This is a genomic window from Facklamia hominis CCUG 36813 (assembly GCF_000301035.1).
GTDB lineage: Bacteria > Bacillota > Bacilli > Lactobacillales > Aerococcaceae > Facklamia > Facklamia hominis.
The window spans coordinates 1,653,790-1,680,738 of record NZ_JH932292.1 but is presented as its reverse complement, the minus strand read 5'-3'; the positions used below and the strand labels follow the sequence as shown (position 1 = coordinate 1,680,738).

At 34.0% G+C, this 26,949-nt stretch carries 27 protein-coding genes and 1 pseudogene; 2 read left to right on the top strand and 26 right to left on the bottom strand.

The genetic code is table 11. The features are described 5' to 3' along the window. Nucleotides 1-12 precede the first annotated feature (12 nt). Complete coding sequence (locus HMPREF9706_RS07840; RefSeq protein WP_006908835.1) at nt 13-2,109, top strand: heavy metal translocating P-type ATPase; 2,097 nt, start codon at nt 13-15, stop codon at nt 2,107-2,109. A 228-nt stretch (nt 2,110-2,337) separates the two neighbouring features. Here HMPREF9706_RS07840 and HMPREF9706_RS07835 read toward each other — a convergent pair whose 3' ends face one another. The 16 genes from HMPREF9706_RS07835 to HMPREF9706_RS07770 form a co-directional block, all read right to left on the bottom strand. Then, nucleotides 2,338-2,844 (bottom strand): GNAT family N-acetyltransferase, encoded by a 507-nt coding sequence (locus tag HMPREF9706_RS07835; protein ID WP_006908834.1) that lies wholly within the window; start codon nt 2,842-2,844, stop codon nt 2,338-2,340. Between the two features lie 319 nt (nt 2,845-3,163). Beyond that, nucleotides 3,164-3,778 (bottom strand): ABC-2 transporter permease, encoded by a 615-nt coding sequence (locus HMPREF9706_RS07830; RefSeq protein WP_006908833.1) that lies wholly within the window; start codon nt 3,776-3,778, stop codon nt 3,164-3,166. Next, on the bottom strand, nt 3,779-4,639 hold the full coding sequence (locus HMPREF9706_RS07825) for an ABC transporter ATP-binding protein (protein ID WP_006908832.1): 861 nt from the start codon (nt 4,637-4,639) through the stop codon (nt 3,779-3,781). Nucleotides 4,640-4,642: 3 nt separating this feature from the next. Continuing rightward, nucleotides 4,643-5,017 (bottom strand): GntR family transcriptional regulator, encoded by a 375-nt coding sequence (locus tag HMPREF9706_RS07820; RefSeq protein WP_006309247.1) that lies wholly within the window; start codon nt 5,015-5,017, stop codon nt 4,643-4,645. A gap of 321 nt (nt 5,018-5,338) precedes the next feature. Further along, nucleotides 5,339-5,629, bottom strand: a complete 291-nt coding sequence (locus HMPREF9706_RS07815) for a hypothetical protein (RefSeq protein ID WP_006908831.1) — start codon at nt 5,627-5,629, stop codon at nt 5,339-5,341. A gap of 9 nt (nt 5,630-5,638) precedes the next feature. Continuing rightward, on the bottom strand, nt 5,639-5,947 hold the full coding sequence (locus HMPREF9706_RS07810) for a zinc ribbon domain-containing protein (protein ID WP_006908830.1): 309 nt from the start codon (nt 5,945-5,947) through the stop codon (nt 5,639-5,641). Continuing rightward, nucleotides 5,934-6,407: a RhuM family protein gene (rhuM, locus tag HMPREF9706_RS07805; RefSeq protein WP_269208133.1), complete on the bottom strand. Its 474-nt coding sequence runs from the start codon at nt 6,405-6,407 to the stop codon at nt 5,934-5,936. The genes HMPREF9706_RS07810 and rhuM overlap by 14 nt, the downstream gene beginning before the upstream one ends. Nucleotides 6,408-6,444: 37 nt before the next feature. Continuing rightward, entirely contained in the window at nt 6,445-6,981 is a 537-nt protein-coding gene (locus HMPREF9706_RS07800) for a GNAT family N-acetyltransferase (RefSeq protein ID WP_006908828.1), read from the bottom strand. Between the two features lie 333 nt (nt 6,982-7,314). Next, nucleotides 7,315-8,127 (bottom strand): S1 family peptidase, encoded by an 813-nt coding sequence (locus HMPREF9706_RS07795; RefSeq protein WP_006908827.1) that lies wholly within the window; start codon nt 8,125-8,127, stop codon nt 7,315-7,317. Between the two features lie 205 nt (nt 8,128-8,332). Next, nucleotides 8,333-8,497, bottom strand: a complete 165-nt coding sequence (locus HMPREF9706_RS09450) for a recombinase family protein (RefSeq protein WP_407918970.1) — start codon at nt 8,495-8,497, stop codon at nt 8,333-8,335. A 261-nt stretch (nt 8,498-8,758) separates the two neighbouring features. Further along, nucleotides 8,759-8,923, bottom strand: a complete 165-nt coding sequence (locus tag HMPREF9706_RS09130) for a recombinase family protein (RefSeq protein ID WP_155949080.1) — start codon at nt 8,921-8,923, stop codon at nt 8,759-8,761. Nucleotides 8,924-9,855: 932 nt separating this feature from the next. Beyond that, nucleotides 9,856-10,914, bottom strand: coding sequence for an ACR3 family arsenite efflux transporter (gene arsB, locus HMPREF9706_RS07790; protein WP_006908826.1), 1,059 nt, complete (start codon nt 10,912-10,914; stop codon nt 9,856-9,858). 30 nt (nt 10,915-10,944) lie between these two features. Further along, the gene (gene arsA / locus HMPREF9706_RS07785; protein WP_006908825.1) at nt 10,945-12,696 is read right to left on the bottom strand and encodes an arsenical pump-driving ATPase; all 1,752 of its coding nucleotides are present in this window, start codon (nt 12,694-12,696) and stop codon (nt 10,945-10,947) included. Between the two features lie 18 nt (nt 12,697-12,714). After that, nucleotides 12,715-13,080 carry an arsenite efflux transporter metallochaperone ArsD gene (gene arsD, locus HMPREF9706_RS07780; protein WP_006908824.1) on the bottom strand — a complete coding sequence of 122 codons (366 nt, stop codon included), beginning with the start codon at nt 13,078-13,080 and terminating at the stop codon, nt 12,715-12,717. A 19-nt stretch (nt 13,081-13,099) separates the two neighbouring features. Beyond that, entirely contained in the window at nt 13,100-13,414 is a 315-nt protein-coding gene (locus HMPREF9706_RS07775) for an ArsR/SmtB family transcription factor (RefSeq protein WP_006908823.1), read from the bottom strand. A gap of 1,093 nt (nt 13,415-14,507) precedes the next feature. Then, nucleotides 14,508-15,182, bottom strand: coding sequence for a DNA alkylation repair protein (locus HMPREF9706_RS07770; RefSeq protein WP_006908822.1), 675 nt, complete (start codon nt 15,180-15,182; stop codon nt 14,508-14,510). 269 nt (nt 15,183-15,451) lie between these two features. Here HMPREF9706_RS07770 and HMPREF9706_RS07765 point away from each other — a divergent pair, with 269 nt between their 5' ends. After that, entirely contained in the window at nt 15,452-16,396 is a 945-nt protein-coding gene (locus HMPREF9706_RS07765; RefSeq protein WP_006908821.1) for an Abi family protein, read from the top strand. A gap of 282 nt (nt 16,397-16,678) precedes the next feature. Here the strand turns inward: HMPREF9706_RS07765 and HMPREF9706_RS07760 are convergent, their stop codons facing one another. The 10 genes and pseudogenes from HMPREF9706_RS07760 to HMPREF9706_RS07715 all read right to left on the bottom strand — a co-directional run bounded on the left by HMPREF9706_RS07760 (nt 16,679) and on the right by HMPREF9706_RS07715 (nt 26,809). Beyond that, on the bottom strand, nt 16,679-16,900 hold the full coding sequence (locus HMPREF9706_RS07760) for a DUF3784 domain-containing protein (protein ID WP_006908820.1): 222 nt from the start codon (nt 16,898-16,900) through the stop codon (nt 16,679-16,681). Between the two features lie 399 nt (nt 16,901-17,299). Continuing rightward, nucleotides 17,300-17,671 (bottom strand): annotated as a pseudogene (locus tag HMPREF9706_RS09320) (NUDIX hydrolase). A 207-nt stretch (nt 17,672-17,878) separates the two neighbouring features. After that, on the bottom strand, nt 17,879-18,787 hold the full coding sequence (locus HMPREF9706_RS09410) for a GNAT family N-acetyltransferase (protein WP_006908819.1): 909 nt from the start codon (nt 18,785-18,787) through the stop codon (nt 17,879-17,881). Nucleotides 18,788-19,556: 769 nt separating this feature from the next. Then, nucleotides 19,557-20,063, bottom strand: coding sequence for a hypothetical protein (locus tag HMPREF9706_RS07745; protein WP_006908818.1), 507 nt, complete (start codon nt 20,061-20,063; stop codon nt 19,557-19,559). Between the two features lie 10 nt (nt 20,064-20,073). Further along, entirely contained in the window at nt 20,074-20,820 is a 747-nt protein-coding gene (locus HMPREF9706_RS07740) for an alpha/beta fold hydrolase (RefSeq protein WP_006908817.1), read from the bottom strand. 59 nt (nt 20,821-20,879) lie between these two features. After that, entirely contained in the window at nt 20,880-21,506 is a 627-nt protein-coding gene (locus HMPREF9706_RS07735; RefSeq protein ID WP_006908816.1) for an L-2-amino-thiazoline-4-carboxylic acid hydrolase, read from the bottom strand. Nucleotides 21,507-21,557: 51 nt separating this feature from the next. Further along, a complete protein-coding gene (locus HMPREF9706_RS07730) occupies nt 21,558-22,382 on the bottom strand; it encodes a class I SAM-dependent methyltransferase (RefSeq protein WP_006908815.1) in 825 nt (274 codons plus the stop codon). An 84-nt stretch (nt 22,383-22,466) separates the two neighbouring features. Continuing rightward, on the bottom strand, nt 22,467-23,105 hold the full coding sequence (locus tag HMPREF9706_RS07725; protein WP_006908814.1) for a DUF6796 family protein: 639 nt from the start codon (nt 23,103-23,105) through the stop codon (nt 22,467-22,469). Between the two features lie 244 nt (nt 23,106-23,349). Beyond that, nucleotides 23,350-25,071: an ABC transporter ATP-binding protein gene (locus HMPREF9706_RS07720; RefSeq protein ID WP_006908813.1), complete on the bottom strand. Its 1,722-nt coding sequence runs from the start codon at nt 25,069-25,071 to the stop codon at nt 23,350-23,352. After that, nucleotides 25,055-26,809 carry an ABC transporter ATP-binding protein gene (locus HMPREF9706_RS07715; RefSeq protein WP_006908812.1) on the bottom strand — a complete coding sequence of 585 codons (1,755 nt, stop codon included), beginning with the start codon at nt 26,807-26,809 and terminating at the stop codon, nt 25,055-25,057. The genes HMPREF9706_RS07720 and HMPREF9706_RS07715 overlap by 17 nt, the downstream gene beginning before the upstream one ends. Nucleotides 26,810-26,949 lie beyond the last annotated feature (140 nt).

Here is a 26,949-nt window from a genome sequence, read left to right as displayed (position 1 = left end):
GAGGAATTTAAAATGAAGAATAACAACAAACATATGTCTCACCGTCACCATAATCACGGCGAAATGGATCACTTGAAACACAACAATAGCAAAACGGAACAACATAGAGACCATAAACATCATGATCATCATGCTGGTCATGAACACGGCGGACACGGAGGGCATGAGCATCATCATCACGGTAACTTTAAGGAACTATTCTTAAAGTCATTACCACTAGGAATCATTATTATGCTCTTATCCCCTATGGCTGGGTTTGACCTACCATTCCAGTTTACTTTTCCATATTCTGATATTGTAGTAGTTATTTTATCTACTATATTAATTATTTATGGTGGACGTCCATTCTATCAAGGGGCAGTTGACGAATTTAAACAAAAAGAACCTGGAATGATGGCTCTCGTTTCTTTAGGTTTAAGTGTTTCATATTTATATAGTATTTATACTGTAATAGCAAACTACGTAACAGGTGAACAAATTATGGATTTTTTCTTTGAATTTGCTTCATTACTATTAATCATGTTATTAGGTCACTGGATTGAGATGAAAGCTATTGGAGAAGCAGGAGATGCACAAGAAGAACTGGCTAAGCTAGTACCAAAAGATGCTCATGTAGTATTAGATGACGATTCAATAGAAACACGACCAGTTGCTGACTTAAAGGTAGGTGATTTAATTCGTGTTCAAGCTGGAGAAAATGTGCCGGCAGATGGAACTATCGAGCGCGGAGAATCACGACTAAATGAAGCTCTTTTGACTGGGGAATCTAAATCAATTAAAAAAGGTCCTGGCGATGAAGTGATCGGGGGCTCAACAAATGGAGAAGGGGTTCTTTATATTAAAGTGCTTGAGACAGGTGATCAATCCTTCATCTCTCAAGTTCAGAATTTAATCAGCCAAGCTCAAAGTCAACCTTCTCGTGCAGAAAATATTGCTCAAAAAGTTGCGGGATGGCTGTTCTATATTGCGGTAACTGTCGCACTAATAGCTTTTATAGTATGGACGCTTATAGCGGATATCCCAACGGCAGTAAAATTTGCTATCACAACATTAGTTATAGCTTGTCCTCACGCTTTGGGTCTAGCTATTCCATTGGTCACCGCTCGTAGCACAAGCTTAGGGGCAAGTCGTGGCTTACTAGTAAAAGACCGAGAATCTTTAGAAATAGCTCAAGATGCAGATGTGATGATTTTAGATAAGACAGGTACTTTAACAACAGGTGAATTTAAAGTATTAGACGTTGAACTTTTTAATAACAAATATAATAAAGAGGAAATTATTGCCTTACTGGCAGGTATTGAAGGAGGATCTAGCCACCCGATAGCTCAATCAATTATAAGCTTCGCCGACCAAGAAGGTGTAAGTCCAGTATCCTTTGATTCCATTGATGTAATTTCCGGTGCTGGCGTAGAAGGTAAAGCCAATGGGCACCAATACCAATTAATCAGTCAAAAAGCATACGGACGTAATCTAGATATGGATATTCCAAAAGGAGCAACCCTCAGTGTCTTAGTAGAAAATGATGAAGCTATTGGTGCTGTAGCCTTAGGAGACGAATTAAAAGCAACCAGTAAAGAGTTAATAGAAGCTCTTAAAAAGAACAATATAGAGCCAATTATGGCAACAGGTGATAATGAAAAAGCGGCTCAAGGAGCGGCAGAAGATTTAGGGATTGAATATAGATCAAATCAATCTCCACAAGACAAATATGAGTTAGTTAAAACACTTAAAGATGAAGGAAAGAAAGTTATCATGGTAGGTGACGGTGTCAATGATGCTCCTTCTCTTGCCTTAGCAGATGTTGGTATAGCTGTAGGTGCTGGAACTCAAGTGGCGTTGGATTCAGCTGATGTCATATTGACTCAATCCGATCCAGGAGATATTGAATCATTCATTGAATTAGCACACAAAACAACTCGCAAAATGAAACAGAACCTCTTTTGGGGAGCTGGTTATAACTTTATAGCTATCCCTCTAGCTGCAGGAATTTTGGCTCCTATTGGCATCACATTAAGCCCTGCATTAGGAGCAATTCTAATGTCTGTATCAACAGTCATCGTCGCCATTAATGCTATTTTATTAAGTTTAGATTCAAAAAATAACGGTTAACAGATCGAATGATTGAAACTCCTTAAAGTATCAAGATACAATAGTTTTACAGGAGAAAAAGAGATGTAAGTACTGGCTCTTTGTAAAATCGTGTTGGTAGAAGTAAACGATTTTTCTACCAACACGATTTTTAATTTATTATAGAACTGATTTCTTTTAAAATCCTAAAAGCCACTTGTTTCAACAGCTTTATAACATATAATCTTATTTTCTCCCATCGACTTTTTACTAATTAAAGTAGTATACGTTTCCTTCTCCATCCACATTATCAAAATCTTTGTTGTATTTTAAACCTAATGATTCAGCAGTTTTTCTTGAAGGAATATTTTTATCTAAAGTTAAAGCGACTACTTTATATTCATTATTTAATTCATTAGTTACAATATCGATTATTTTGCTAGCTGCTTCTTTTACAAAACCTTTTCTCATTTTAGAAGGATCTATTCTATAATACAGATTTAAATAATTTTTATCTTTTATTGATGTAAACCTTAAACCACATAAACCAAAAACTCTATTGTCTGCTTTATCTATTAAAGAATAATATCCAAATCCATGCTTTTTATGATGTTCTATGATTTTATTTAAAGTATTTATAAACTCTTCCTTACTTGGCTTTTCCCATCCTGGATTAAAAATATTAGTTTCAGGATTTGCATGAACTGAATATAACTCATCAAAATCATCAAAAGTAGGAACTCTAAGTATTAAACGTTCTGTTTCTATTATTTTCATATTTAACTCCTTGGTAAAATTTAATTTATCTTACAACTTACTCAATCCGTACCTATGAATATGGCGCTCTAACTATACTTTACCGTTCATAAAGAATAGGAAAATATTAGTAAGTCTCATGTCACAAGTCTTCTTTTGAAATTATTCTTCGAATGACTTCACAAGCAAAGCAACTGCTTCTGCATGTGTCGACCTTTAGCTATGGATTGATTTTGGTAGGGTGGTAGGGTGGTTTTACTGATATTAACTACTCTCATCAGTCTACTGAAAAGTCACTCCAAACCGCTCTGAAGAATACATAAGATTCCAATTAAAAGTATTATAAATCCTTACTCTCATAGACCTTAACAGTCCAGAACAATAATAAAGCAGATACCACTAGAACGATTAAAGCAGAAGATAGGATTAGAGTGGCTGGTTTTATTGATGATAGCCACCTTAATGCTCCTTGAATAAATGCGCTATTTGCTAATGTCCACCCAAACGTTATCAACACTAGGAAAATTATGATTGTAACATAACTCATGAATACAGGACCAAAAATAATGTACAACAATTGATAACCTAAAATTAACAGGATAGCCATGGCTATAGTTAAGAAAATTTCTTTGATGCTATTGCCTTTTAAACTTGGAAGTATGCTGTTTAACAATATTATAAGTGATAAGTTAATACCGACTTGTAAGAAATGAAAAATAGTTTTACTTACTACTACTTCAAAGCGGCTCACTGGCATACTTTGAACGAGGGCGTGATATTCATTTTTGTCTTCCAGACCATCGATATTTCGCATATTAAACATGGACAGCAGTAAGCCTAAAATTAAAGGTAATTGATCATTACTCACTACAAAGGAGACTAAGATAAGAATAATCAATGATAAAATTAATAGTTTTCGACTTACTATCCAATCTTTAACTAGTAATGCTCGCATTTAATTATCTCCCTTCAAGTGATAAATCATAATATCTTCCAATGACGCTGGTTCAATTAAAACCTTGTCACCATAAATTTCTTGAAAAATTTTTGCATCTTCGCTCAAACCAGCAAAGCCAGACTCTCTCTCTGTATAACCTATTAATAAGTTTCGCATCTCTGAATCCAGCAATTGAAGTGGACCCTTGATTAGATTGTAATTTTCAAGCAAATAATTTTTAGAATCCTGAATTAATAATCTTCCATCATTAATAAAAATAATATAATCCGCAATTTTTTCCAAATCGGCTAGGATATGGGTGGAGAATAATATCGTCTTTTCTTGATCTTGGATAATATCATACAGTAAGTCTAGAATCTCCAACCTTACGACTGGATCTAATCCAGATGTTGGCTCATCCAAGATGATCAGATCCGCATTATGGCTTAAAGCAACGGCTAATGAAAGTTTAACCTTCATACCTGTAGATAAATCTTTTACTTTTTTCTGCAAAGGCAGCTTAAAATCTCGACAGAGAGAGTCGAATTTATCTTTATCCCATTTAGGATAAAAACTGTTAACTAAGTTGCCAATAGAACAAACATTCAAATTTTCATAATAAATATTTTCAGCATAAACAAAACCTATTCGCTCACGTGCGGCTTTTCCTTCATTTTCATGATCATAGCCTAAAAGATCTATTTGTCCTGTATCCGCCTTAATCAAATCCATTATCAATTTAATGGTTGTTGATTTCCCAGCTCCATTGGGCCCTATAAATCCCGTAATATAGCCTTTTGGTATCCGTAAATTCTTTAAATCAATTTTAAAGTCACCAAGTGATTTGGTAACATCTTTCATTTTTATCGCATATTGCATTTTTTATTCCTCCACTTTTTCACTGAACCGTTGAACTATTTCTTCAGAACTTAGGCCTATACTTTTTGCCTTTATAATAACTTGTTCGATACCCGCATCTATTTCTGCTAGAATTTTTCTTTCAATCAAATCAATATCCAAATCGGCTACATACGTTCCTTGACTTGGGATGGACATCAGAAATTTTTCTTGTTCTAAATTTTCGTATGCTTTTTTAACAGTAATAACACTGACTTCTAAATCTTTAGCCAACTGTCTAATAGATGGTAAACGTTCTTTTTCCTTTAATTCACCAGATATAATGTTACGCTTAATTTCTTTTATTATCTGTTCGTACAATGGGACTTTAGAAAATTTCGAAAGATTAATATTAATCATTTAACTTCTTTCCTTCACACTTTGTATATACACTATATACACAAAGTGTACAGGCTTGAGTTTCTTGTGTCAAGCATTTTATTAACAAATAACAGAATCAGAGGGCACCTTCCGCCTGAAAGAAAATTTACTAAAAGGTTAATACCTATTTGTCCTCGAATTACACAAATGATTTTATTATTTTTGTTCAATCTATTCATATAAGAAAAACTCGCTGTAGGTTTACACCAAATAAATTCAAAAAAGACTATTTCTGCATATCATAAAAAGAGAGACACAGAACTACACCATTCCCATTCTACGCATAGTTCTATGTCTCTTTTATTTTTCTATTGTATTGATTTCACCTGTCTTAAGTTTCACTTCAAGGCTATCTTCCTTAACACGCACTTCCTCCATCAACCGATTAACCAAGCTTTCATCATATTCCTCCAGCTTAATGTGCTGCCCTTTGAGGAAGGCTTTGATATCTGTTAATCTCCTACGCTTGTCTTCATTGGTCGCATTGGCAATTAACAAGACTTGTTTCTTCTCTCTTAAGTCATAGATTTGTTCCGCTAATCGTTCGTATTCATCTTTTTCGTTTCCATTTATGTACAGTTGCTTCTGCAATTCATGTAGCTAATCATCCACGTTCTCGACCGTTTCATCGTATTTTTGATTCAAGACTTCTTTGATGTTCTCTTCTAATGTATCTAAGTAGTCACTATCATCGATTAAGGAATTAATGACTTCAACAATCACTTCATGTAACAAATCTTCCTTTACTGTTCGAGCCTGGCACTTAGAGGGGCTATCCATTCGAGTGATGCATCGCCAGACCACTGATTTACTCCCTCGACTATTCCACTTGTGTTGAGGATAAGGGTTGGATTGATTTTGGTATGATGGATAGGGAATATGACTAGCAAAATTATTATTTACCTTCATTTTTGACCTCTTGCTCCAGCGCTTTAATCGTCTGCAAGTAGTCCTCTTCCACTGGAGACAAAGTATTCTTTTGATACTCACGATACTCTTTCTTCACTTTATCCATGGCCTGTTGGTGACTGATCTTACCTGCAGATTGCAGAACAGGTCGTCCAGTCACACTGAGGACACGATCCAAATGGTCAACGTAATCACTCATATGCATAGGATTATGTTGTATGGCTTGAACTTCAGCAAAATCAAAGTACCCAGAAACTAAGTTGTTCAAAATTTTTAATTCATCTTCCTTTAAGTAGTTCTTAGCCACTTGGATATCTTTCAGAGTTGGCATAGCCCCTGAAAAAGTAGTTAGTCCCATAAAAGGTTGGCTTGCATCTGCTCTTTGATAAATCACTTCAGCTGCCGTGTGTCCATGAGCTGCAAAATGCAATTTGTTTTGAACCATCTTGAAGAAAGCGATAGATTCTTGGCTCTAAGGTATACCTTAACTTATGAAATTATTCTAAAATTTTCGTATATATTTTTCTGTCTGTCCATAAATTATCTTCTTTTATAAAATTCTTTCTTATGCATTCAAATTCGAAACCACATTTTTCCAACAAATTAATGGATGCATGATTGTCAATTTTAACGTGAGCTTCACATCTATGAAAATCTAATTCATATTTTAATTTATGTAATAATATTTTTAACGATTTATAAGCATAGCCTTTTCTCCAATATTGATTATGAATAAAATATCCTATTTCACACCATTGAAAATTAGCCCTCTCTAAAGTTACAACATCAAAAAAGCCTAAATTCTCTCCCCGTCCGTTAAATACTCCGTAAATATACTGATAGTCATCCTTCATCATAATTTGATGTTTATCTACAAGCTCTTTAAACCATTCAAAAGTACAAATAGACATATCTAATTTTCCGTCATCAAATTTATTCTGAGAATCTCTTCTATTATTAAATCCTTTTAACCATGATTCGTAATCCTCATAATTTAATGGTCTGAGTATTATTTCGTTAATATTTATCTCCATTTTTCCCCTCATAAATTCAATTCTATCTTATCTAATACACCCTCTATACCGTTGACATAACTTACCAAAATATCTAAAGTGTTGCTACGACCTTTTCAGAATATTCATAGCGTTGCTACAAGTCAGTATTTGGGAGATATTATTGAACACTAATTCTAAAAATTAATCACACAATTATCTAGTTCACAATTCATAAATCTATTGATTTCAAACCTTACTCATTTCCCCTTGACATCAATACTACACACTCCACATGCAATTTTTTGGCTATTTTTCGTAAAGATAAATACTATTATCTCAACATTTCGTCTACAGTATAGTCTTGATAGATAATTAGGCTAATCTATCACTAAGAACTTTCCTAAAATCTAGTAACTTTCTAGACTTTATAATGATTCCTAGTCCATTAGGGATCCCTGTTAATATATTAGTAGAGGTCTCGACTAATTGTCCATCTGCTCTATGAATAAAAACTGCACTATTTATCCCCAATAATTTTACTTGAGGAGAACTATAAAATGTATATCTCCCAAAACCATCTGAAACCATTCCTTCAGAAGCTAAAAATACTGGTGATCCGCTAGATCCTGGAAATATTGCACAATCTATAATGAATTTTGGCTCACCCTTGAAATCAATTTTATAATCTGTAGCAGTTATACCTCTTCTCACCACAGGCCTATTATTTACATTATCCCAAATTCCATTTGGATACCCCACAACCAAAATATCCTCAATTGTTTTTATTTTCTTTATTTCTTCATCGGTTGGTATTAAGCCTTCATCAATACATACAATCTGTGGACGTGTTTGAATATTATTAATCACCTGTTCCCATAGATCTGCTATTGGCACAATTGCTAAATCAATACTAGTTTCTGGATGAAATATTACTGCTTCCTCAAGATTTTGGACTATAAAAGTAAAATTTTCAATTTCTTCCTCTATTCCAGGCTTTATATATGGTATTACTAATTTTAAAAATTTCGCCCCTTGAAGAACATGCCTATTTGTTACTAATACAGGAACAAAATTATTCTTAATATCAAACGAAAATACAAAGCCTGATCCAGTATTTTTCTCTGTTTCTATTCTCAAAGAATTAAGCACCAGTTGTTTTCCCATATCCATTTCAGTTGAATCCATACTAATCACTCCTTTTGTTACTTATTTTTAGAACAATATTTTTTGACAGATCGTTTTGCTTCACCATCCTGTCAGACAACATTGCTCCGTCTTGTTTTTTCTTCTTATACTGCTTTAAATTGCTCTCGCTATATGATACCTGAATGATTATCCTCGATCTTGCTATTCATTCCAGGCATGACCTCAATTTCTAGGATGACATCACCTATGTACTTTTCATTACTAAGCACGGTACAATAGTTCGCTTAGACCATGTATCTTTGCCTCTGGGGGAAAGTATTTGCTGATCCTGCAGCAGCTTTACATTCCCTATGACACTTTCTCCAGCCGAATACCATTCAAAAATTTGTCGAACCACTTCAGCTTGTATAGGATGAGGAATTAATTTTCCGTCCTTATCATGAGTCTAGCCATAGCACATATGGTCGTATAACTTAGAGGTCCACTCCAGTGCACGTTTCTGATGTCCTAACTTAATTATTTTCACTTCGAGATTTTTTTCAGCTTGAGCAATAAAAACAATCGTTGCAATCATGAATTCATCCGTTACTATGTCAGAATCCAAACCATCCATTTCGAAGATAACACGAACGCCTGCGTTTTTAATAGACCGATAGGCTTCAAGTATTTCCTAAGTATCTCGCCCTAGACGTGTCATATCTTTAATTAACACAATATCTAATTGATCATTCTGGCAATCACGAATCAGGCGGTCCAGCTCAAAACGTTTCGTACCACCTTTAGCAGATAGATATCTGCGATTCTCCAACCAGGAATATGAAATGTTTTTCGACATAACCCCAATAGCTGATTGGATAGACTATAAAGCTGTTCATACTTGCTTGTAGAGACACGGCAATACAAACCCACACGCTAAAAATGTTCAGGAAGAAAGGAATGGAAAAGATACGGAGATCAGTATCCATAGAAACTCCCTTCTTTAGAATACACATCTATTCTTTGACTTTGCAATATTTAAGTAGACTAATGAAGACAGAGGGAAAATCGATCCGATGTGTAAAAATCAAACATAGCATCCTATCAGTCTTTCAACAGTCGACCAGTTTCCCCATAGGCACACCTTTATTCTAGCAGATCTCACCCATTTTCTCCTCTAAAAACCCAAAAGCGAGGTTCCTAAGAAGTCACAACTTCTCAAGAACCTCGCTGTTATACAATTTAGAGCTTTTCTTTTCAATCACCTACGCTATCGCTACAGATCTGACGCTGTAACTCACTTCGTTCGAACAGCCTCAAGCAATACTACCGCCTCAGCAGCCGATTGCATCCAATCATTTTCTCGCTTCGCTCGTCATTCTTGAGCAATCCGTGCACGGGCAGGACAGCAGTTTCTTCAGTCGTTAACGTGCCTTCACAAGCAACGTCACTGCCTCGACATGGATTGAGTTGTCATTATGGATAAATTTCCAAGTTTTTCAAAATCCTCGTATGTGGGAATATATCAATCAAAGCTAATATTATTAAGGTTTTAAAGCCGTAATAGGTATTACGTAAACAGCATCATCTCTTTTATAAGCAAAAGGTGCTTGTCTTGTTTTAATTCAAGCATTTGGTCAATCAATGTTCTATACTTTTATCTTTACAATATAATATTTAATGAACAAGCCCTTGCCATACTGAACTGACCCCCTTAAGTTAGTTTCTAGATCTAACTTTTGGGGGTCACATTAAATTTTTATAGTCGCACTTTTTTCTAATGTCTTAACTTTATTTACTTCTTTCAAAGCTCGGGAAGGAGCTTTTTGTATTATTGACTATCCTTACTAAAAGTAGCATTACGGGAACTTCTGTAAGAACCCCGACAGTTGATGCAAGAACAACAGGAGAATCTACACCAAATAGGGCTATGCCTACAGCCACTGAAAGTTCAAAAAAGTCAGATGCTGCTATTAAAGAACATGGCGCTGCTATCTCATGAGGTAGTTTTCTTAATTTACTTACAAAATATGTTAGAGAGAATGAAATCACATTTTGAAGTATTAGTGGAACTGCTATTAAAGCTACATAAAGTGGATGTTCTACTATCATATCTCCTTGGAAAGTAAATATAATAATGAGGGTCAGAAGAAGTCCTATAGTAGTTACTCCGTCAAACTTTTTAATAAAGTTATTTTCCAGGTAATCTTCTCCCTTGTTTTTTATTATAAAGTACCTTGATAAAAACCCGCCCACTAAAGGAATAAGAACAAAAAGTACTAATGACATTAAGAGAACATCTGCTGGTAGACTTATTCCCTTTAAACCTAAAAGGATCTGTACAAGTGGTACAAATAGGAAGAGTATCAAGATGTCATTTACCGATACCTGTACAAGAGTTTGCGCTGGGTCTCCATTGGTAAGACTACTCCACACAAAGACCATGGCTGTACATGGGGCCGTACCTAAGAGTACTGCACCTATAACAAAATCATTGGCAAGATCAACGGGTATTAACTGGCTAAATACATAATGGAAGAAAAGAGTAGCCAGACCAAACATTAAAAATGGTTTGATTGCCCAGCTTGCTATTGTAGAAATAATTATACCTTGGGGATGTTTTCCAACATTTTTTAGTGAATTAAAGTCTATTCTAACCATCATAGGGTATATCATAAGCCACATTAAAACTGTTAAGACTATGTTTTGACCCTTAAATTCCAATGACTGTAAGAATGATTGGACAGATGGCATAAATCTAGCAATCAAAATACCGGCAGCCATGCAGAGTAAAACCCATATACTTAAATATCTTTCAAAAAAACTAATCTTTTCGTTTGTTTCTTTCACCAATTTCACCTCTTTTTTATCTGCTTATTCTTATAATAAGTCTTTTAAATTGTCTTCTTTTAAATCTTCTGGAATCCACTCAACAAGGGCTGTGTTAGATTGAAATGTTTCATCTATTGTCTTGATCCACTCTTTTTCTTGCTCGGCTCTAGCTTTTAAAATCTCGTTTTGGCTGCCACTTGCAAAGTAGCTTGAGTTGATAATCCACCATTTATTAAAGATTTCTGCCCTATCTAGGTCTTCCTTAAGTCTTTTTGCTTCATAGTAAGGAGTTGCTTCTGCTAGGGCTATAATTAGAACCTCTGTATAATCCTTGTCCTTAAGCCTTGGAAGTAGCTTCTTTACTGATTCAGGTACATCTCCCTGGCTTCTTGAAATTTCCCTATTATAGCTTTCAGTTGATTCTAAAAGAAGGATAGTATGACCAGTTGGAGCTGTGTCTATTACTACTATTTCATCTTCTGACTTGTCTACTATATCAGCAAATGCACGAAAAACTGCAATTTCTTGGGTACATGGACTTCTTAAATCTTCTTCGATATAGTCAATGTCTTCCTCACTTGCTCCATCTTCCTTTGCCTTTCCTAGGACTTCCTCTCTATAAGATTCAAGCTCCTTATCTTCATCTATATAGGAAATAGTCAAATTTTCTCTTTCGCTTATTATATATTTTAGATGGTCGGCTGGGTCTGTTGTTGCAAGATGAACTTTTTGACCTTTTTCATTAAGGGCTAGGGCAATAGCTGCTGCTATAGTTGTTTTTCCTACTCCTCCCTTACCCATGGTAAGGATAACTTTTTTATTGTTCTTATATAGGTCGTCAACAACATCTTCTAGCCTTGATATCTTGCTAGTGTCTATGGTAACTGAAGACTCCATTTTTTCTTCTATATCATCCGAGAAAAATTTTCTAAGATTTTCAATACTAGATGTGTTGTATGGTTTAAGTGGAATATAATAAGTTTCAAGGTCTTTTAGACCTTCTGGCATTGCTTCCAAATCTCTTTTTTGCATATTGTATATAGCTGTTGAAAGATCATCATCATAGGAAGCAAGCATACCATTTATTATGTGAATTTGGTTGTCTACGCCAATTTCGTGGAGTTCATTTGATGTCCTTGCCGCTTCCTCTAGGGCTGTTTCTATAGGTCTAGAAACTAGTATAAGGCTAGTTAGCTCACTGTCAGCTAGGTTTTCAACAGCTTTTTTATAAATACCTCTTTCTTCATCTAGCCCTGATAACTGCCCTAGACAAGATGCTCCATACTTGTTGTTATCTAAAAAGTTTGTCCACGCTGAAGGTAGTTCTAACATTCTTAGTGTATGACCTGTTGGAGCAGTATCAAATATTATGTGGTCATATTCAGCTGCAAGCTCTTCATCAGCTATAAAGCTTGTGAACTCCTTAAAAGCTGCCACTTCAGTTGTACATGATCCCGAAAGCTGCTCTTCCATGGCTTCTATAACCTCATCTGGAAGCTTTCCTCTTTGGGGTCCAACTACGCTTTCCTTATAGTCTTCTAGGGCTTTCTCTGGTTCAAAGTTAGCTAGCTTTAAATTCTTTACCTTATCTATATCTCTTATTTTATTGTCTAAGTCTGTGTCAAAAATATCCTGTAAGTTTGATGCTGGGTCAGTACTAACAAGGATAACTTTTTTACCTTGGTCTGCTAAGTTTATAGCAAGACTTGAAGCTATAGAAGTTTTACCTACACCACCCTTACCTGTAAAGAAAAGATACTTATTTAGCTTAATATTTTCTGGATTGAATATTGTATACACATTGATCTCCTATCTTATCTATTTGTTCTCTTCATTCTTTTTCATTTTTCGAATTGCTAAACCAGACATTATATATTCTTTTGGTATATCCAAAAATTCAACAAATTCATCATTTGTAGGGTATTCTCTTGTTTTGACTACTTCATCGTCAACCATTGTTATAGGAAGTACATCGACTCCTTCTTCATTTAACAGCTTGCTTACTTTATCATTTTCAGCGTATAGTTGTGGTTCTTCTTTTAGGTTGTGTCTTATTACTTCTATATTGTTTTTACTTAACCTAATAATCGCTGTGGATACCCTTAATAAGTTCTTGTCTACTGACGGTCCACATACACCTGTTGAGCAACACATTGCTGGGTCATAAATTACCATTTTTTTCATACTAACACTCCTTTAGCATTTACTTTTCCTTACGTTTTTTACAAATACAGTCTTCTTTATCTTCAGTAATATAATCTAGGAAGTCTTTAATCTCTCCTATTCTTTCAAGGTTTAGAGTATATCTCATCCAAGCCCCATCCCTTCTTGCGTTAACAAGGCCTGAATCCGTTAAATTTTTCATGTGATAACTTAGGGTTGATTGAGAAATACTCAAATCATCCAAAATATCACAGGCACAAATCTCGCCACATGAGAGCATATCAATTATTTTTAGCCTGGTTTCATCAGACAAAACCTTGAATATAGGTGCAAACTCTGCGTATGATTTTTTCATAATTACCCCTTTCTTCATTTGATATATCGATACACTTCAATGATATCGATAAGTTTCGATTTCATATTTATTATATACTCCATATCGATGATTGTCAATGTTGTTAAAAAACTAATTAGAGTTATTTTTAAGCTTCTAAAAACTAATCTTAAATCTAATGCTCAGAATTAAATACTTATTATTTAAATTTGCTTAATTTACTTAGGCTTGTTTTCCATACCTATTTTTATTTAATTGTCATTTGTTATTTTACTGTTGACTTCATATAGTTAGTCTATTACATTTAGCTAATCTGCAAACTTATTTATGTTTTTCAACTTATTAATCGATGTTTCAAGTCGTAATATCCATCCTGTTCACTCCACCTAAAATATCCATATGTCTACACATCCCTACGAATTTTACTATTAATATGTTCTCACAAGGTACTTTTTCAATAAAAAATAGCTTTTAGGATTTCTTCTAAAATCCTAAAAGCTATTGATTTCAGCACTTTTATAGCTTGTTATTCTATTTTCTTGACATCAATACTACACTCTCAGCAGCCGATTGCATCCAATCATTTTCTCGCTTCGCTCGTCATTCTTGGGCAATCCGTGCACGGACAGGACAGGTGCTTCTTCAGTCGCTAACGCGCCTTCACAAGCAGTGTCACTGCCTCGACACGGCTTGAGTGGTCAGTATGAATAAATTTTGAAACTTTTCAAAAGCTTCGCATGTGGGAATATATCCATAACGAATAAGTTAAGCTATTCATTATAAGTCTAAACTTTCCTTGTTTAACAAATTTGGAACTTAATCTAAGTATATTATGAAGAATAAAGTCATATAATTCAAATCTATTTAGAAATAATTCCATATCGAACATATTTATAAATTAGCGTTTTAACATTCCCATTATCATTTTACTTTACTAGTAAAACTTCAATTTCCTGTTTTCTTGTCGAACCCACAACAATTTTAATATTTATTAAGACTAACCTGATGATAGCATACATCGAAAAGTTGATTTTAACACTCCTTGCATGGTAGAAAATGCAAAAAAATATGTCCTAGGAGGTGTAAGTTAAAGTTCAATATCAACTAAATTTCGTCATCCTTTAAGTGACTTTAAATATTCTTTTTGTTTCGATGTAATGCGCTTACTTTCACGTGCTTTCTGTATTGCCTTATTATGAGCCCATGTGTCTAGGCGCTGATCTTCAATGTGTTTTATGGTTGCATCCCATTGCTTTGCCAAAGCCGTTGCAAAGAACCATGCAATCATCATCTTAACGTAATACTCATCGTTATTAACAGAAAGAGGTATCTCCAAATACTCAGGTTTAAAGTCATCATCAAGAAAGTGAGACATTAACATCTCAAGACCAAAACGGCAAGTATATTCTTCTTCCGATTTGGACCATTCTTTAATTTTTTCCAAAAGTGCTTTTTTATTTTTTTTGAAAATCTTTGGAGACATAATATCGCAAACAGCCCAATTATCTACATAAGGCAGAAATTCATCGACTGCCTCAATACAGGCATCATAGTCTTTCATTTCAGAAATTAGGAGTCCGTGAAGCATATTTTCATCATAATATTTATGGGGTAAATCTCTTAGAAATTTAAATGTTTCCGGCTCCCCTATAATTCTTTTAGCAAGCTTCCTAGCCTCCGGAACTCTAACCCCTATAAATAGGTCTCTCGGAATATTTGGTGTCAATTTCGCTTGAAAATCAGCATATGAAATATCCTGTAATGCCAATAATTCTTCTTTAATGTTCACCTCTTTCACTCTCCCTATAATTCTAATTTGTCGCTCTACTATGAATCTTTGTCATTAACGCTATAGTCTCCACATGGCTTGAGTGGTCAGTATGGATAAAATTGTAACTTTTTCAAAAGCCTTGTATGTGGGAACATATCTATCTCTGATTATACATCATAAAAAATTATTTCTTACAATCCTTGACTTTAAGTATAATTCTGCTATAATTTAGCTAAGGAACAAGCCCTTGCCATACGTGGCGGGGCGTTTTTTTATGAGGTGTGTATATGAGTAAACCGTTTAAAACTTATGATGAACAAATTGAAATACTCTCAAATAGAGGTTTAAACATTAATAATCCAGAATATGCTAAAATTATTTTATCACAAGTTAATTATTATAACCTTATCAATGGCTATAAAAATCCATTTTTAGACAATACATCTTCTAATGAGGTAGAAGATGTATATAAAGCTGGTAGTAGTTTTGAAGAAATTTATGCTCTTCATGAAATGGATCGTAAATTAAAAGAAGTGATTTTTTCTTCTCTACTCCGTTTTGAGAAACTTCTAAAAACATCCTGTGCTTATCATTTTTCAGACTTATACAGAGATGGACTATATCCTTACTTACAAATTGAAAATTATTCTGCATCAAAGCATCAGCTAAATTATGTTTTGAAAAATATAGGGACATTATCCAATGCCATAAGTAGAGAAAATAAAAATTCAAATGGCAAGAAACCTATTAAGCATTATATAAAAAAGCATGACCACATCCCTCTTTGGGTTCTTGTAAATTTCCTTACTTTAGGAAATATATCTTATTTTTATAATTCCCTAGATGAATCTCTTCAAAATAAAATTGCTAAAGATTTTGGTGAGAGATATAAAGAGAGTTACCAGTCTAAAGAAAAAATTAGTAAGACTGAACTTATAGATATAATTAAAATCTGTAATTTTTTCAGAAATGTTTGTGCCCATGATGAAGTCATGTATTCATTCTCATTGAATAAAGCTGGTCAAACCGCTATATTTGAAAAGTTTTTTGATGAGAATTATACTGGAAAAAATTTACATGATTTAATATTGGTCCTTAAACTAGTTATTCCTGAAAAAGAATACCAATCTTTAATCTCATCAATTAGCTCCATCAAAAATAAATATGAAGATAAATTTACTAGTATATCAATTGATTCCATATTTGCAATTTCAGGATTTCCTAATAAGTAGTTATTAACTTAACTACTTATTTTTTATTTGCTCACGATTATCCTCAATTGCTTATGATAATATTATACTAAATATATTTAAGCCTATTAAGTAAAATCAAAAGACCCGACTTGGTCCGCGTTGTTAAGAGGCGTGTCGGGTACTGTTAAGTATTATAATACACATTTATATCTATTTTTCAAATCTTCTATTTATCATATAAATTTTCCAAACTAATTATATATAATTAGTTCTCTATTTCGACGTCCTCAAAAATTAATAGATAGACAAAGGAGGAGGCATTTATTTAATGATTATCATGTAAATCCCAATTAAAATAAAGATAATGCCAATGATAAGTTCTACCAATCCTACCTTTTTAGCATAGTATTCTGTCTTTCTTCCAGATTTATAATCCGCCTCAAAACCGTTAATCAAATTATATTTTTCTTTAAAATAGATCAAATATCCAAATGTAGTAAAAACGACTCCCACTACTATAAGTATTATCTTTAGTAAATTCATTAAGTACCTCTCTCAAAACTTCCTATGTTAATAAATCTTATTATCACTTCTCAAAAATCAAATTGTAATTTACTTATATTTTGAAGATCTTTATTTTTCCCGATCTATATCCATAAAAATTTTACTGATTATTAGTTATATCCTATAAACTAACTATTCTATCACCCTAATCAACACCTATACTATTTTCTTAACAACAATACTATACACTCACAATGTATCAAGACTACCCTGATGATAACCATGAATCAAGAAGCCTGTCTGTACGCTCATTGCAGGAGGTAGGCCGGCAAGAGGAGTATCGCTGGAGAGTATGTGTCCAAGTGCGCTGCGAACTTGGATTTGTTAAGCTCTTTCATCTGTAATGATATGTTTAACTCCGATATGATCTAATTGGAGTTATTCTTGCATAAAAGATTGAAAAGCTTTGTAATTATAAAGTTCATCAATAGGTATCCAGTGCATAGTCTCTTATACGCTGCCCATAGTAACGCTCTGGCTGATAAGATTCTTATTGCCCTTCGGTTTCATCATGTAATAGAAGGCAATCTCATGGCAGTCGTAGCCCTTTAAGTCGGAACTTCCAGCAAAGAAATTATCGTGTACCACAGCAAGATAATCTACCTCATATTTGACCCCGGTTTCTTCAAATACTTTCCTTTTTACGTCCTCCTCAGATGTTTCCCCTAAAAGAACTCCTCCGCCTATGGAGTAGTAATAGTCATTGACTTTATTTCCTGCAAACAAGACGCAATTATCTTCGACTATAATTGCTGCTGCTCTATATCTAAACCACTTATCTCAATCTCTAAAACAACAGTCATGTTGCATCGCTATATTCCTTTAAATTCAAATAATTGTTCATACATAGGCTTTTGCAGTTTCAGCACATCCCATTTCGTTAAAAGTATACTTTTGAAACATCTTAATTACCGGATTATCGATAGCAATATCGTCATAAAGAACATCTACACCATTCTAGCGGTCTTCCAAAGACGGCGTATTATGCGTAATGAAGCCTGCCCATTCCTCTCTCGTCATCATATTGACGTGTCCCTTACGAAGTCCATCCATCTGCGGCACAGGTACTTCCTCGGTTGTCCATTGATACTTGAATCCAAGCTTCTCCTGCACACGTTTCGATTTCTCGTTGCCATCATAGTAGCCACACCACACCCGGGAAAGTTTCATATCTTCAAAGGCGTAGCGCAACAGTTCCCTTGCTGCTTCCGTAACAAGACCCTGGCCCCAGTAGGGTACACCCATCCAATATCCAAGCTCCGCCTCGTCATCCTTTTCAGCAAGGTCACTGTGAAAATGCAGACCAATGCTGCCAACAGGTAGTCCTGTCTCCTTCAGCGCGATGGCGTAAGTCTCGGGCACCATCAGCACATCCAGGATAACCTGACGACTGTTTTCCACGCTTGTATGCACCGGCCATCCGGCAATAGGACCTACACGTGGATCTTTTGCGTATTTATAACACTCTTCCGCATCCGCTTCTTTCCAAGGACGGAGAATCAGCCGCTCTGTCTGGAGCGGCTGTATAGGGCGAAGCTCAATGCCGACCACGCCGTACTTTTGCTGCTCGCCTTTTGTATAAAAAATGTCCATATCAGCCGGTGACGCCGTGCCGATATTCTGAGCTGTGTAGCCGCATTTCAGCAGAGGCAGCTCGTGATAAAGCTCTTCAAAAGACTTAAACACATGCAGGTCTGTCACCTGTGCATTCAAACGCTCTGAGGAGTTTCCCATCAAGACGAATTCGATCATGTCTCCGATTTTGACCGTTCTCCTTTTTTCGTCATACAGGCGAAGCTCTATCGTCTTTTCTCCGCTTTTTATCATCCGAAACGGAGCATCGTTAAGATTCATTCTATGCTTCATGTTTTTTATCCTCTCTCGTGGTTTATTCCTCCATGGACATCGAAACTACAGTTACAGTACTATTTGACAACAATCTGAGCGTTTCAAGCCGTTCATCCTGATTTCCTCGACATCAATACCACCGTCTCAACATGTGTTGTCTTTTGATTGGGACCATAATTTTTTATCCTCGTCATTCTTGTAGGAGCACAATTTATTAATATCATTATCTTTAGCATTTTTTCTTTTATCTTTGAAATTATTAGAATTTTGACTATCTTTAACTCCTGTTTTGAAATAGAATGTTAAGTCATAAGGATGAACTGTTCCGTCTTTATCAATTCTACCCACCACGACTTTATCAACTATGCTTTCAAATACTATTCTGTTAAATTCCTCTATAATTTCTCTATTCTCTAAGATCTTTTCAAATTGCTTTAATCTTTCTTTGATAGAGTTTTCATCTTTTATTGTTAGTTCCAGTGTTTTCTTTTCATCAAGTAATTCTTCTTTTTGCTTTGTAAGTTTTTTATACTTTTTAGCATAAACTTCTTCGTCTATACTATCTTCTAAATGAAGATCAACTAACTTTTTTCTTGACTAATGATTCTATTTAATTAGTTTTCTATCTTTTTCAGATCTTTAAATAAAGTGTTATCATTAATTTCTTCTTCAACAATTTTAAAAAGTCATCTATTATCGTTGAATCTGCATGGCATAATTGCCTATAGCTTTCAACAAAAGCTTTTTCTATTGCTGCTTCTTTTATTCCTTTCTTTCAAATTTTATTTTATAATCCAAGTAGAATCACTAGCCACGCTTCTACTATGGATGCGATTGGAATTAATAAAAATGGCACCAAGATAAAATGTTCCTTAATGGCCAAATGTTTCATCCAATTTCCAAATTCGTAGTCCTCATGTCCTTCTGTGCCCGGTATGACTATCCTATCCTTGTACTTTCCTTGGAACAAAAGTACATCCAATAAAAAGAAATCTCCCAAGTTTAATATTATCCACTGAATATAGCTCATCCAGAAAAGATCTCTAAGCTCTCTTATTCCCGTATGTAAAAGAGAGGTCACTCCATATATAAATACGATTCCTGAAATTATAATCGTAAGTATTGCATTTATTCTTTTTTCTTCTTTCGTCATCTTTTCTGGAGCCGAATTTTGTATTTCTTTTGGATAGGAATCGAAGAAAAACCTCGGGTTAATCAATACAAAAGCTGCCACTGCACCATTAAAGATAGCAGCCATTGCAATTCCATCTAATATTGCTCGTGTTATATCCATAATATGCTCCTTATTTGTTTTCCAAAAAGATCTTTAGCTTCTCAGCGTATTCTTTTGGATGTTCGTGGAGAAATTGTCCGTGGCCCATTCCTTCGAACACCTCTGTCTTCATTTGCGGAAGATACTCTCTTAAAATCTTTTCACTTTTTCCAGGGATAGGCTCTTCACTTCCTCGCCAAAACATTACCGGATTTGAAAAGTTGGTTAAAGTTTTTGGAACTTTGTAATGATAGATAAACTTGCAGACATTTTTAATCGTCTTTTTTGAAATTTGCGGATACATCATTTCTATTACGCTTAGATTATCCTTGCCCATAAGCTTATCTAATAAAAATTTAGGTAGAGGCTTTTTATTTTTAATTCTACTTGTCCCAATAATAAAAGCACAGGTAAATGGCCTTGCCATCAAGCCCAAGTCGGCAGTAATCGCCCCATCTAATAGGACTCTCAAAGCAGAAATATTTCCTCTTCCAATGAGTTCAACTGCGATGGTCGCTCCCATAGAAAATCCACATAGTCCATAGAGACTCCCGCTCATTTCATTTAATATGTAGCTCTCTATGGAATCTATGGTTTCTTTCATTGAAGTTAAATCTTTTGGATTACTTCCATAATGTCCGTCCAATTCACAGAAAATTACAAAATAATCTTGCAAATAAGGAAGCAACGGTTTGAAACATCGATCTGCAGTTGAAGCAAGGCCATGAATAAATAATATTGACTTATTATTTCTATTTCCATAGGTAATGATATTCATTTCTTTTCCCTTAATTAAAATTTTTTAAATCAAATAGACTAAAAATAATAAATTATCTATTACTCTTTGTCTCCTAGAATGAAGAAATCGCAGTAGTCTCCTCCCTTAGCGATGGTTTCTTTTCTATGTAAAACTCCATGTTGAAGTTTTATCATGACTTCATCTAGTTCACAAAAAAGAGGCATTAGTTCAAAAACTCCAAGCTTTTTTGTGTAAGCACAAATCGGACAACGGGTAATTCTATAATAACAAGCTCCATCATAAGGCTGGTCAACAAAGTCCACTTTAAAAGAAGTTGGATATTGTTTTTCCTTTTTTTCTGTGTACCACTTGTAATACTTAAGAATATTTTTCTTATTGGCCTCTTTTCCTCTCTTAGTATTTAGATTAATTAAGGAAAAAAACCATTTGACAGAATAAAGAGATTTGCGCATCATTTCTCGGATGGTTTCTGGCGGAATTTTTTTCTCACTTGCTAAATATGGAGATACAAATACTAGAGCAAACATTTCATTGTAAACCATTGGGTTATCAGCACCGATGTCATCCATATTCTCAACCAAATCTCTATAGACACCTTTGCTCTTTCTAATAATATCCGAAGCATATACTTTACCATACTTTTCTATAAGAACTTTTTTCATCGGACCTTTAAATAATAAGAAATAAAAACCCTTATATTTCATCTTACATACCCCATCAATTTTCCAAATTTTTATAGTAATTTATATACTATTTTATTTTTTTCCAATAATAAGAGTTGAGCCGTAAAGTCCTAACAATAAAGCTTCTTTGTGACCCATAAAAAGACCCTTTGTTGTATCAATTAATTGCACATCTTCGTAGCCATCTTTTTTAAGCCTTTCGATAAATTTATCCATATCTCCGTATCTTGATTTATTTGTCAAATCATGAATAACAAAAACGCCACCTTTTTTAAGTACACGAAATGTTTCTAGTAAAAGTTCTTGCTTATTATGTCCCATTATATTGTGATAAACGTAGTTGCTTGTCACCACATCGAAGCATTCATCTTCAAATGGAAGATTCACTGCATTGCCCTCTTCAAATCTCACATTAGAAACACCTTCAGCCTTTGCATTGTCCTCACAAATCTTTTTAGAAAACTCCCCTTTATATGAACCGCTCCAAATATCACAGCCCACCATGGTCGCTTTTGGATTTCTTTTTGCGCAAGCAATGGTAAGTGCACCGCTACCGCATCCTACATCTAGTCCAACGCCGCCGTCCGGGATCTTTACATAGTCAGCAGTCCCATCTATTATGACTTTAGCAAGCTTCCTCTTGCCCTTGTAATCAAAGGTTCGATACATAAAGGAAAGCATCATTGAAAAAAATAGAAGGATTAAGACTGCAATTCCTAAAATAATTCCACAGATAATCCTAGGAGTTCCACTGAGAACAAGGTCTGTCCCTGCGAAAATTATAAAGAGAATAAAAGTAATTATAGTCCCTCCGATGAAATTCCTAAGTAAACTTGCAGGAACCCAGTTTCTATAATCAGGTTTTGTACTCTTATCAATAAAATTTGACTGTTTCATAAAAAATTCTCCTTTAAATAATAAATTTTATAAAATTCCCCTGTATCAACTAAAATAATGATTCTAACCCTTTACTTTATAAGCTTATAAATTCATATTAGTATAGTTTATCAATAAAGATAAGTAGTAAACAAAATAAATTATGTTAAGCCAACCACCGCGAATAATCATATGCAGTCCCTTTGGCAATCTTCCAACAATTGGAGTAAAAATCAAAAGAAATATCGGTGTAAATAAGGCCTGCCATCTTGGAAATACGGTGAATCCAAATAAAATTAACACTGCTATTGCTATATTTGCTATAGCCATAATCCCAAAAACTATTTTTGCTTGAAGTTTTAAAAATTTTAAAAACTCATCAAAAACTTCTTTGTTTTCGTACCTAGATAATAAGCCTAAGTAGGCACATTGAATATGATAAGCTCCACCAAGTATCATTCCCAAGATATTTATTAAAAATACAAACCAAGCAAGATTTAAATAATTTTCCTGACATGATAAAACAATATGATAAAATCCAATGCAATATATAAAGGCAGCTATTGGACCTAAAAGACCACCAATGTATAATCTTTTTATGCTAACATTTTTCATTATGCCAATAATATTATTTATAGTATCCTTGCCATCGTAATCATTTGGATCATAATATAGGGTCATGTCTCCCAAAAACATTAGAAATGAACCCAAAATACCAATTAATATACTCTTGTATAAAGTCATAATTAAACGCCTCCTTACACTTGGATGATATTAATTATCAATTTAATTATAGCGTATAACGCTGATTTCTTTCAATTATATGATTTGCTGCGTTAAACTAAGCAAAAAGTTAAAGGTCATCCGAAGACTGCCGATATTTTTATCATATTGGAATAATCCATAACACTTTTGGGTTCTTCGAAATAGACAAACGGAGAATACTTCCACATAACAGATGCTATTGCAAGTCTTTGCTTCTGTCCTCCTAATAAATAAATTCTTCTGCCATTTTTGTTTTTTCTATTAAGTTCCTATAAACTTTTGATTTTTGTAAAAGCTCTTCATGTTTGCCTTCACTTTCTAATTTTCCGTTTTCAAGAACTACAATCTTGTCTGCATTTTCTATGGATTTCATTCTGTGTGAAATGATGACAACAGTTTTATCTTTAATTAGATTATTTAAAGACTCTTGAATTTTTTTCTCATTGTCAACATCAAGGCTTGCTGCTATCTCGTCTAAGATCAATATCGGTGCATCTTTTAAGAAGGCTCTGGCTATTGATAATCTTTGTCTTTCTCCGCCTGATAGTTCAGCACCGTTTTCACCAATAACTGTATCGAAACCCTTATCCAATTTTTCTATAAAATCTGTGCAATTTGCAAGTTTTGCTGCTCTTTTAACTTCTTCGTCACTTGCATCTTGCTTTCCGATCCTAACATTTTCCATAACGCTTTGATTAAATAGAACTACATCTTGGAAAACAATAGACACCTTATCAAAAAGGGATTCTGTTGATATTTCTTTTATATCTTTGCCATCGATTAAGATTTGTCCCTCGTCGTAATCATAAAGTCTTGATATAAGTTTCAATATAGTTGTTTTGCCGCAACCACTTGCTCCTACTAAAGCAGTTACCTCTCCCTGCTTAGCTTTAAAGCTTACACCATTTAAAACTTTTGTGTCTTTATTGTAGGCAAATTCAACATCTTTTAAATCAATGTCAAATTTTTTTAGTTCATAGTCATCGCCTTCTTGTAAATCTTGATTTTGAATTTCTTTTAATCTTTCAATTTTAGGCGATAAATAAAATATCTCCATCATTCCCTCTTTAGATGCATCAAGAGCGTCTTTTATCTTCATAGCCGCTAGTAAATATCCTATAAGGTAGAGGGCGCTTATCTCTTTATTAATAATTAGATTTACGCCAACAAATATTACAACTGCAAGGGAAATAAAGCTAAATATTGAAGATATAGACATAGTTAAAATAAGTCCTATTTCTGTCTTTAAGTGGACTTTTTCACTTTTCTCCATTTTTTCATACAGCTTTTCCTTCATTTCCTCTGATAAGCCATAGGCTTTAATCTCCATTTGCATTTCGATATTTTCCTGAAAACTTTCTGAGTTTTCTCTTAGAATATCATAATGTCTTTTTTGTCCCTTAACCTGATGTTTTTTAGATAGTGGTATAAATATAAAACTTAATATCGTTGGAATAATTACAGCTAAACCCATCTTTACATTGCCAACTAACATCATGATGGATATAAGTGGGAAGAAGAGTGCCATACCGCCCACTTTTGGTATCGAGTGGCTCATTGCATGCTCTATTCCTTCAATGTCAGCCATGATTGTTTGGGCTAGATCTGAAATATCATGTTTAGAAAAGTATGATAGAGGTAGTTTTGATAAATTCTCCGCTGTCCTTATTCTTAAGTCTGCACTTTCTTGATAGGTTGTGCTATATAATTTATCGTATTCGACTGAAAGCAAAATATACATTGCTATCAAGGTCAAGGCTGAGAATACTATATAAAATCCCTTGCTTTTATCCATATTTTCCAAAACTTCCTGAGCAAAAATCATTAGTAATATGGCAGGAAGCATGTTTATACAATAAACGAAAAATGAGGATAGTGTTGCTTTACTTAAATTTCTTGCTCCTTTATCTGTAAGAGCAAATCTTTTTTTATAAAACTCCTTCATTTGAAACCCTCCATTCATTCGCACTGTTAAACATCTCTTGCAGTCTCTTATAATTTGAATCTTTTGATATTAACTCTTGATCTGATCCTCTTTCTATTATCTTGCCATTATCCATTACAAGAATTTCATCAAGGTCTTTAATTGTAGAAAGCCTGTGAGCAATCATAATAACTGTTTTATCCTTCATAAGATTTTTGAAAGCTTTTTGTAATTCAAATTCGTTATCTGGGTCAATTGATGCCGATGCTTCATCCATAATAATAATTTTGGAATCCTTTAAAATTGCTCTGGCAATGGCAATTCTTTGTTTTTCGCCGCCAGATAAATAAACTCCCTTTGAGCCTATGATTGTATTTTCTCTTTCTGGGAATTTGTCTAATATCAAATCGCATCCTGCTAATTTTAAGGCTCTCATAACGTCATCTCTTGTCGCTTCTTTATTAGCTAAGGCTACATTTTCATAAATGCTTTTCTTGAATAATTTTGAATCTTGAAAGACAAAGGAAATGGCTTTAATTAAGGCTTCGTCAGAATATTCACTTATTGCTATCCCGCCTATCTTTATGTTTCCTTCATTAACATTGTAAAAACCTGATATAAGTTTTGCCACTGTTGATTTACCTGATCCAGATGAACCGACTAGTGCATAGGACTTTCCCTCTTCTAATTTAAAGGATAAATTTTCAATGACAGCTTTATCGTTATAAGCAAAGCTAACATTCTCAAAGTCTATATTATAGTTTTTAAAATTATTGACATTACCATGCACTAATTTGTCTTTTTGCATATCTTCATAAAGCGCCTCTAAAGTATCCACTGCATAATTGCCTTGAGAAATGTACATAGAGTACCACATCATTCTCATAAATGAAACAAAGAGAACTCCTGATAAAAATAAAATCATGATAAGTTCAAGTAAAATCACCTTGGTACTACCTAAGCTAGCCATAAAATAAATTATAGGAATAATTAAAATCGCAATCAGTCCAAAAAATAAGCATTGGTACAAAACATAAGGCTTTTTACAAGATAGGGAATAATCATAAGCGTATTTCGAGTAATCTTTTATCGCCTTGTAAAAACTTTTAAAGGACTCTACATTTGCTCTAAATATTTTTACAACTTGCATCCCTCTAACGTATTCAACAGTCTCAGCACTTAGTTTAGATAGGGCTTCTTGGTATATTTTCATAAATTCTTGCTCGCCCATCATCGCCCCTAAAATTAAGCCACCAATTATTGTAAGAGCAAGCAAGGTTATGCCAACTCTTATACTTACTATAAAGCCTAGTACAAGGACAAGTATGGGTGTAACTATTGCCTGAGAACTATCTGGAATCATGTGAGCTACTACCTGATGAGTTTGTGCGGCATTGTCATCTATGATTTTTCTAATTTGACCAGAAGGGTTCAAGTCAAAAAACCTAAAACTAGCTTTCTCTAAACCATCGATCCCTCTTTTTCTTAAATTTGTTTCAAGTCTAAATCCCAGGATGTGTGAAAACATTTCTGAAACAAAATAAAATATTGCTCCACTGGTTAGTGTAATAACAGATTTTAATGCTAAACTCTCTGCACCAGATAAATTTGAATTAATTATTAACTTATCTAGAAATTTGTAGATTATATAATATCCATATACCGTAAGTGCAGCAGATATAGCAGAAAAAACTATAGCTAAAACCCCAAGATATTTTTTATCCTGTACATAAGCAAATAGTTTTTTGTAAATCTTCATAATCATATCTCCTTTATTTAATATCCCTTTTAGATATAAATTTCCTTGTTTGATAATAAGTAACATTGCTTTCATATTATATAATATAGGTTATAATTGCTAATACAATAGTTTTGGATTAATAAAGCTAATTGGAATAT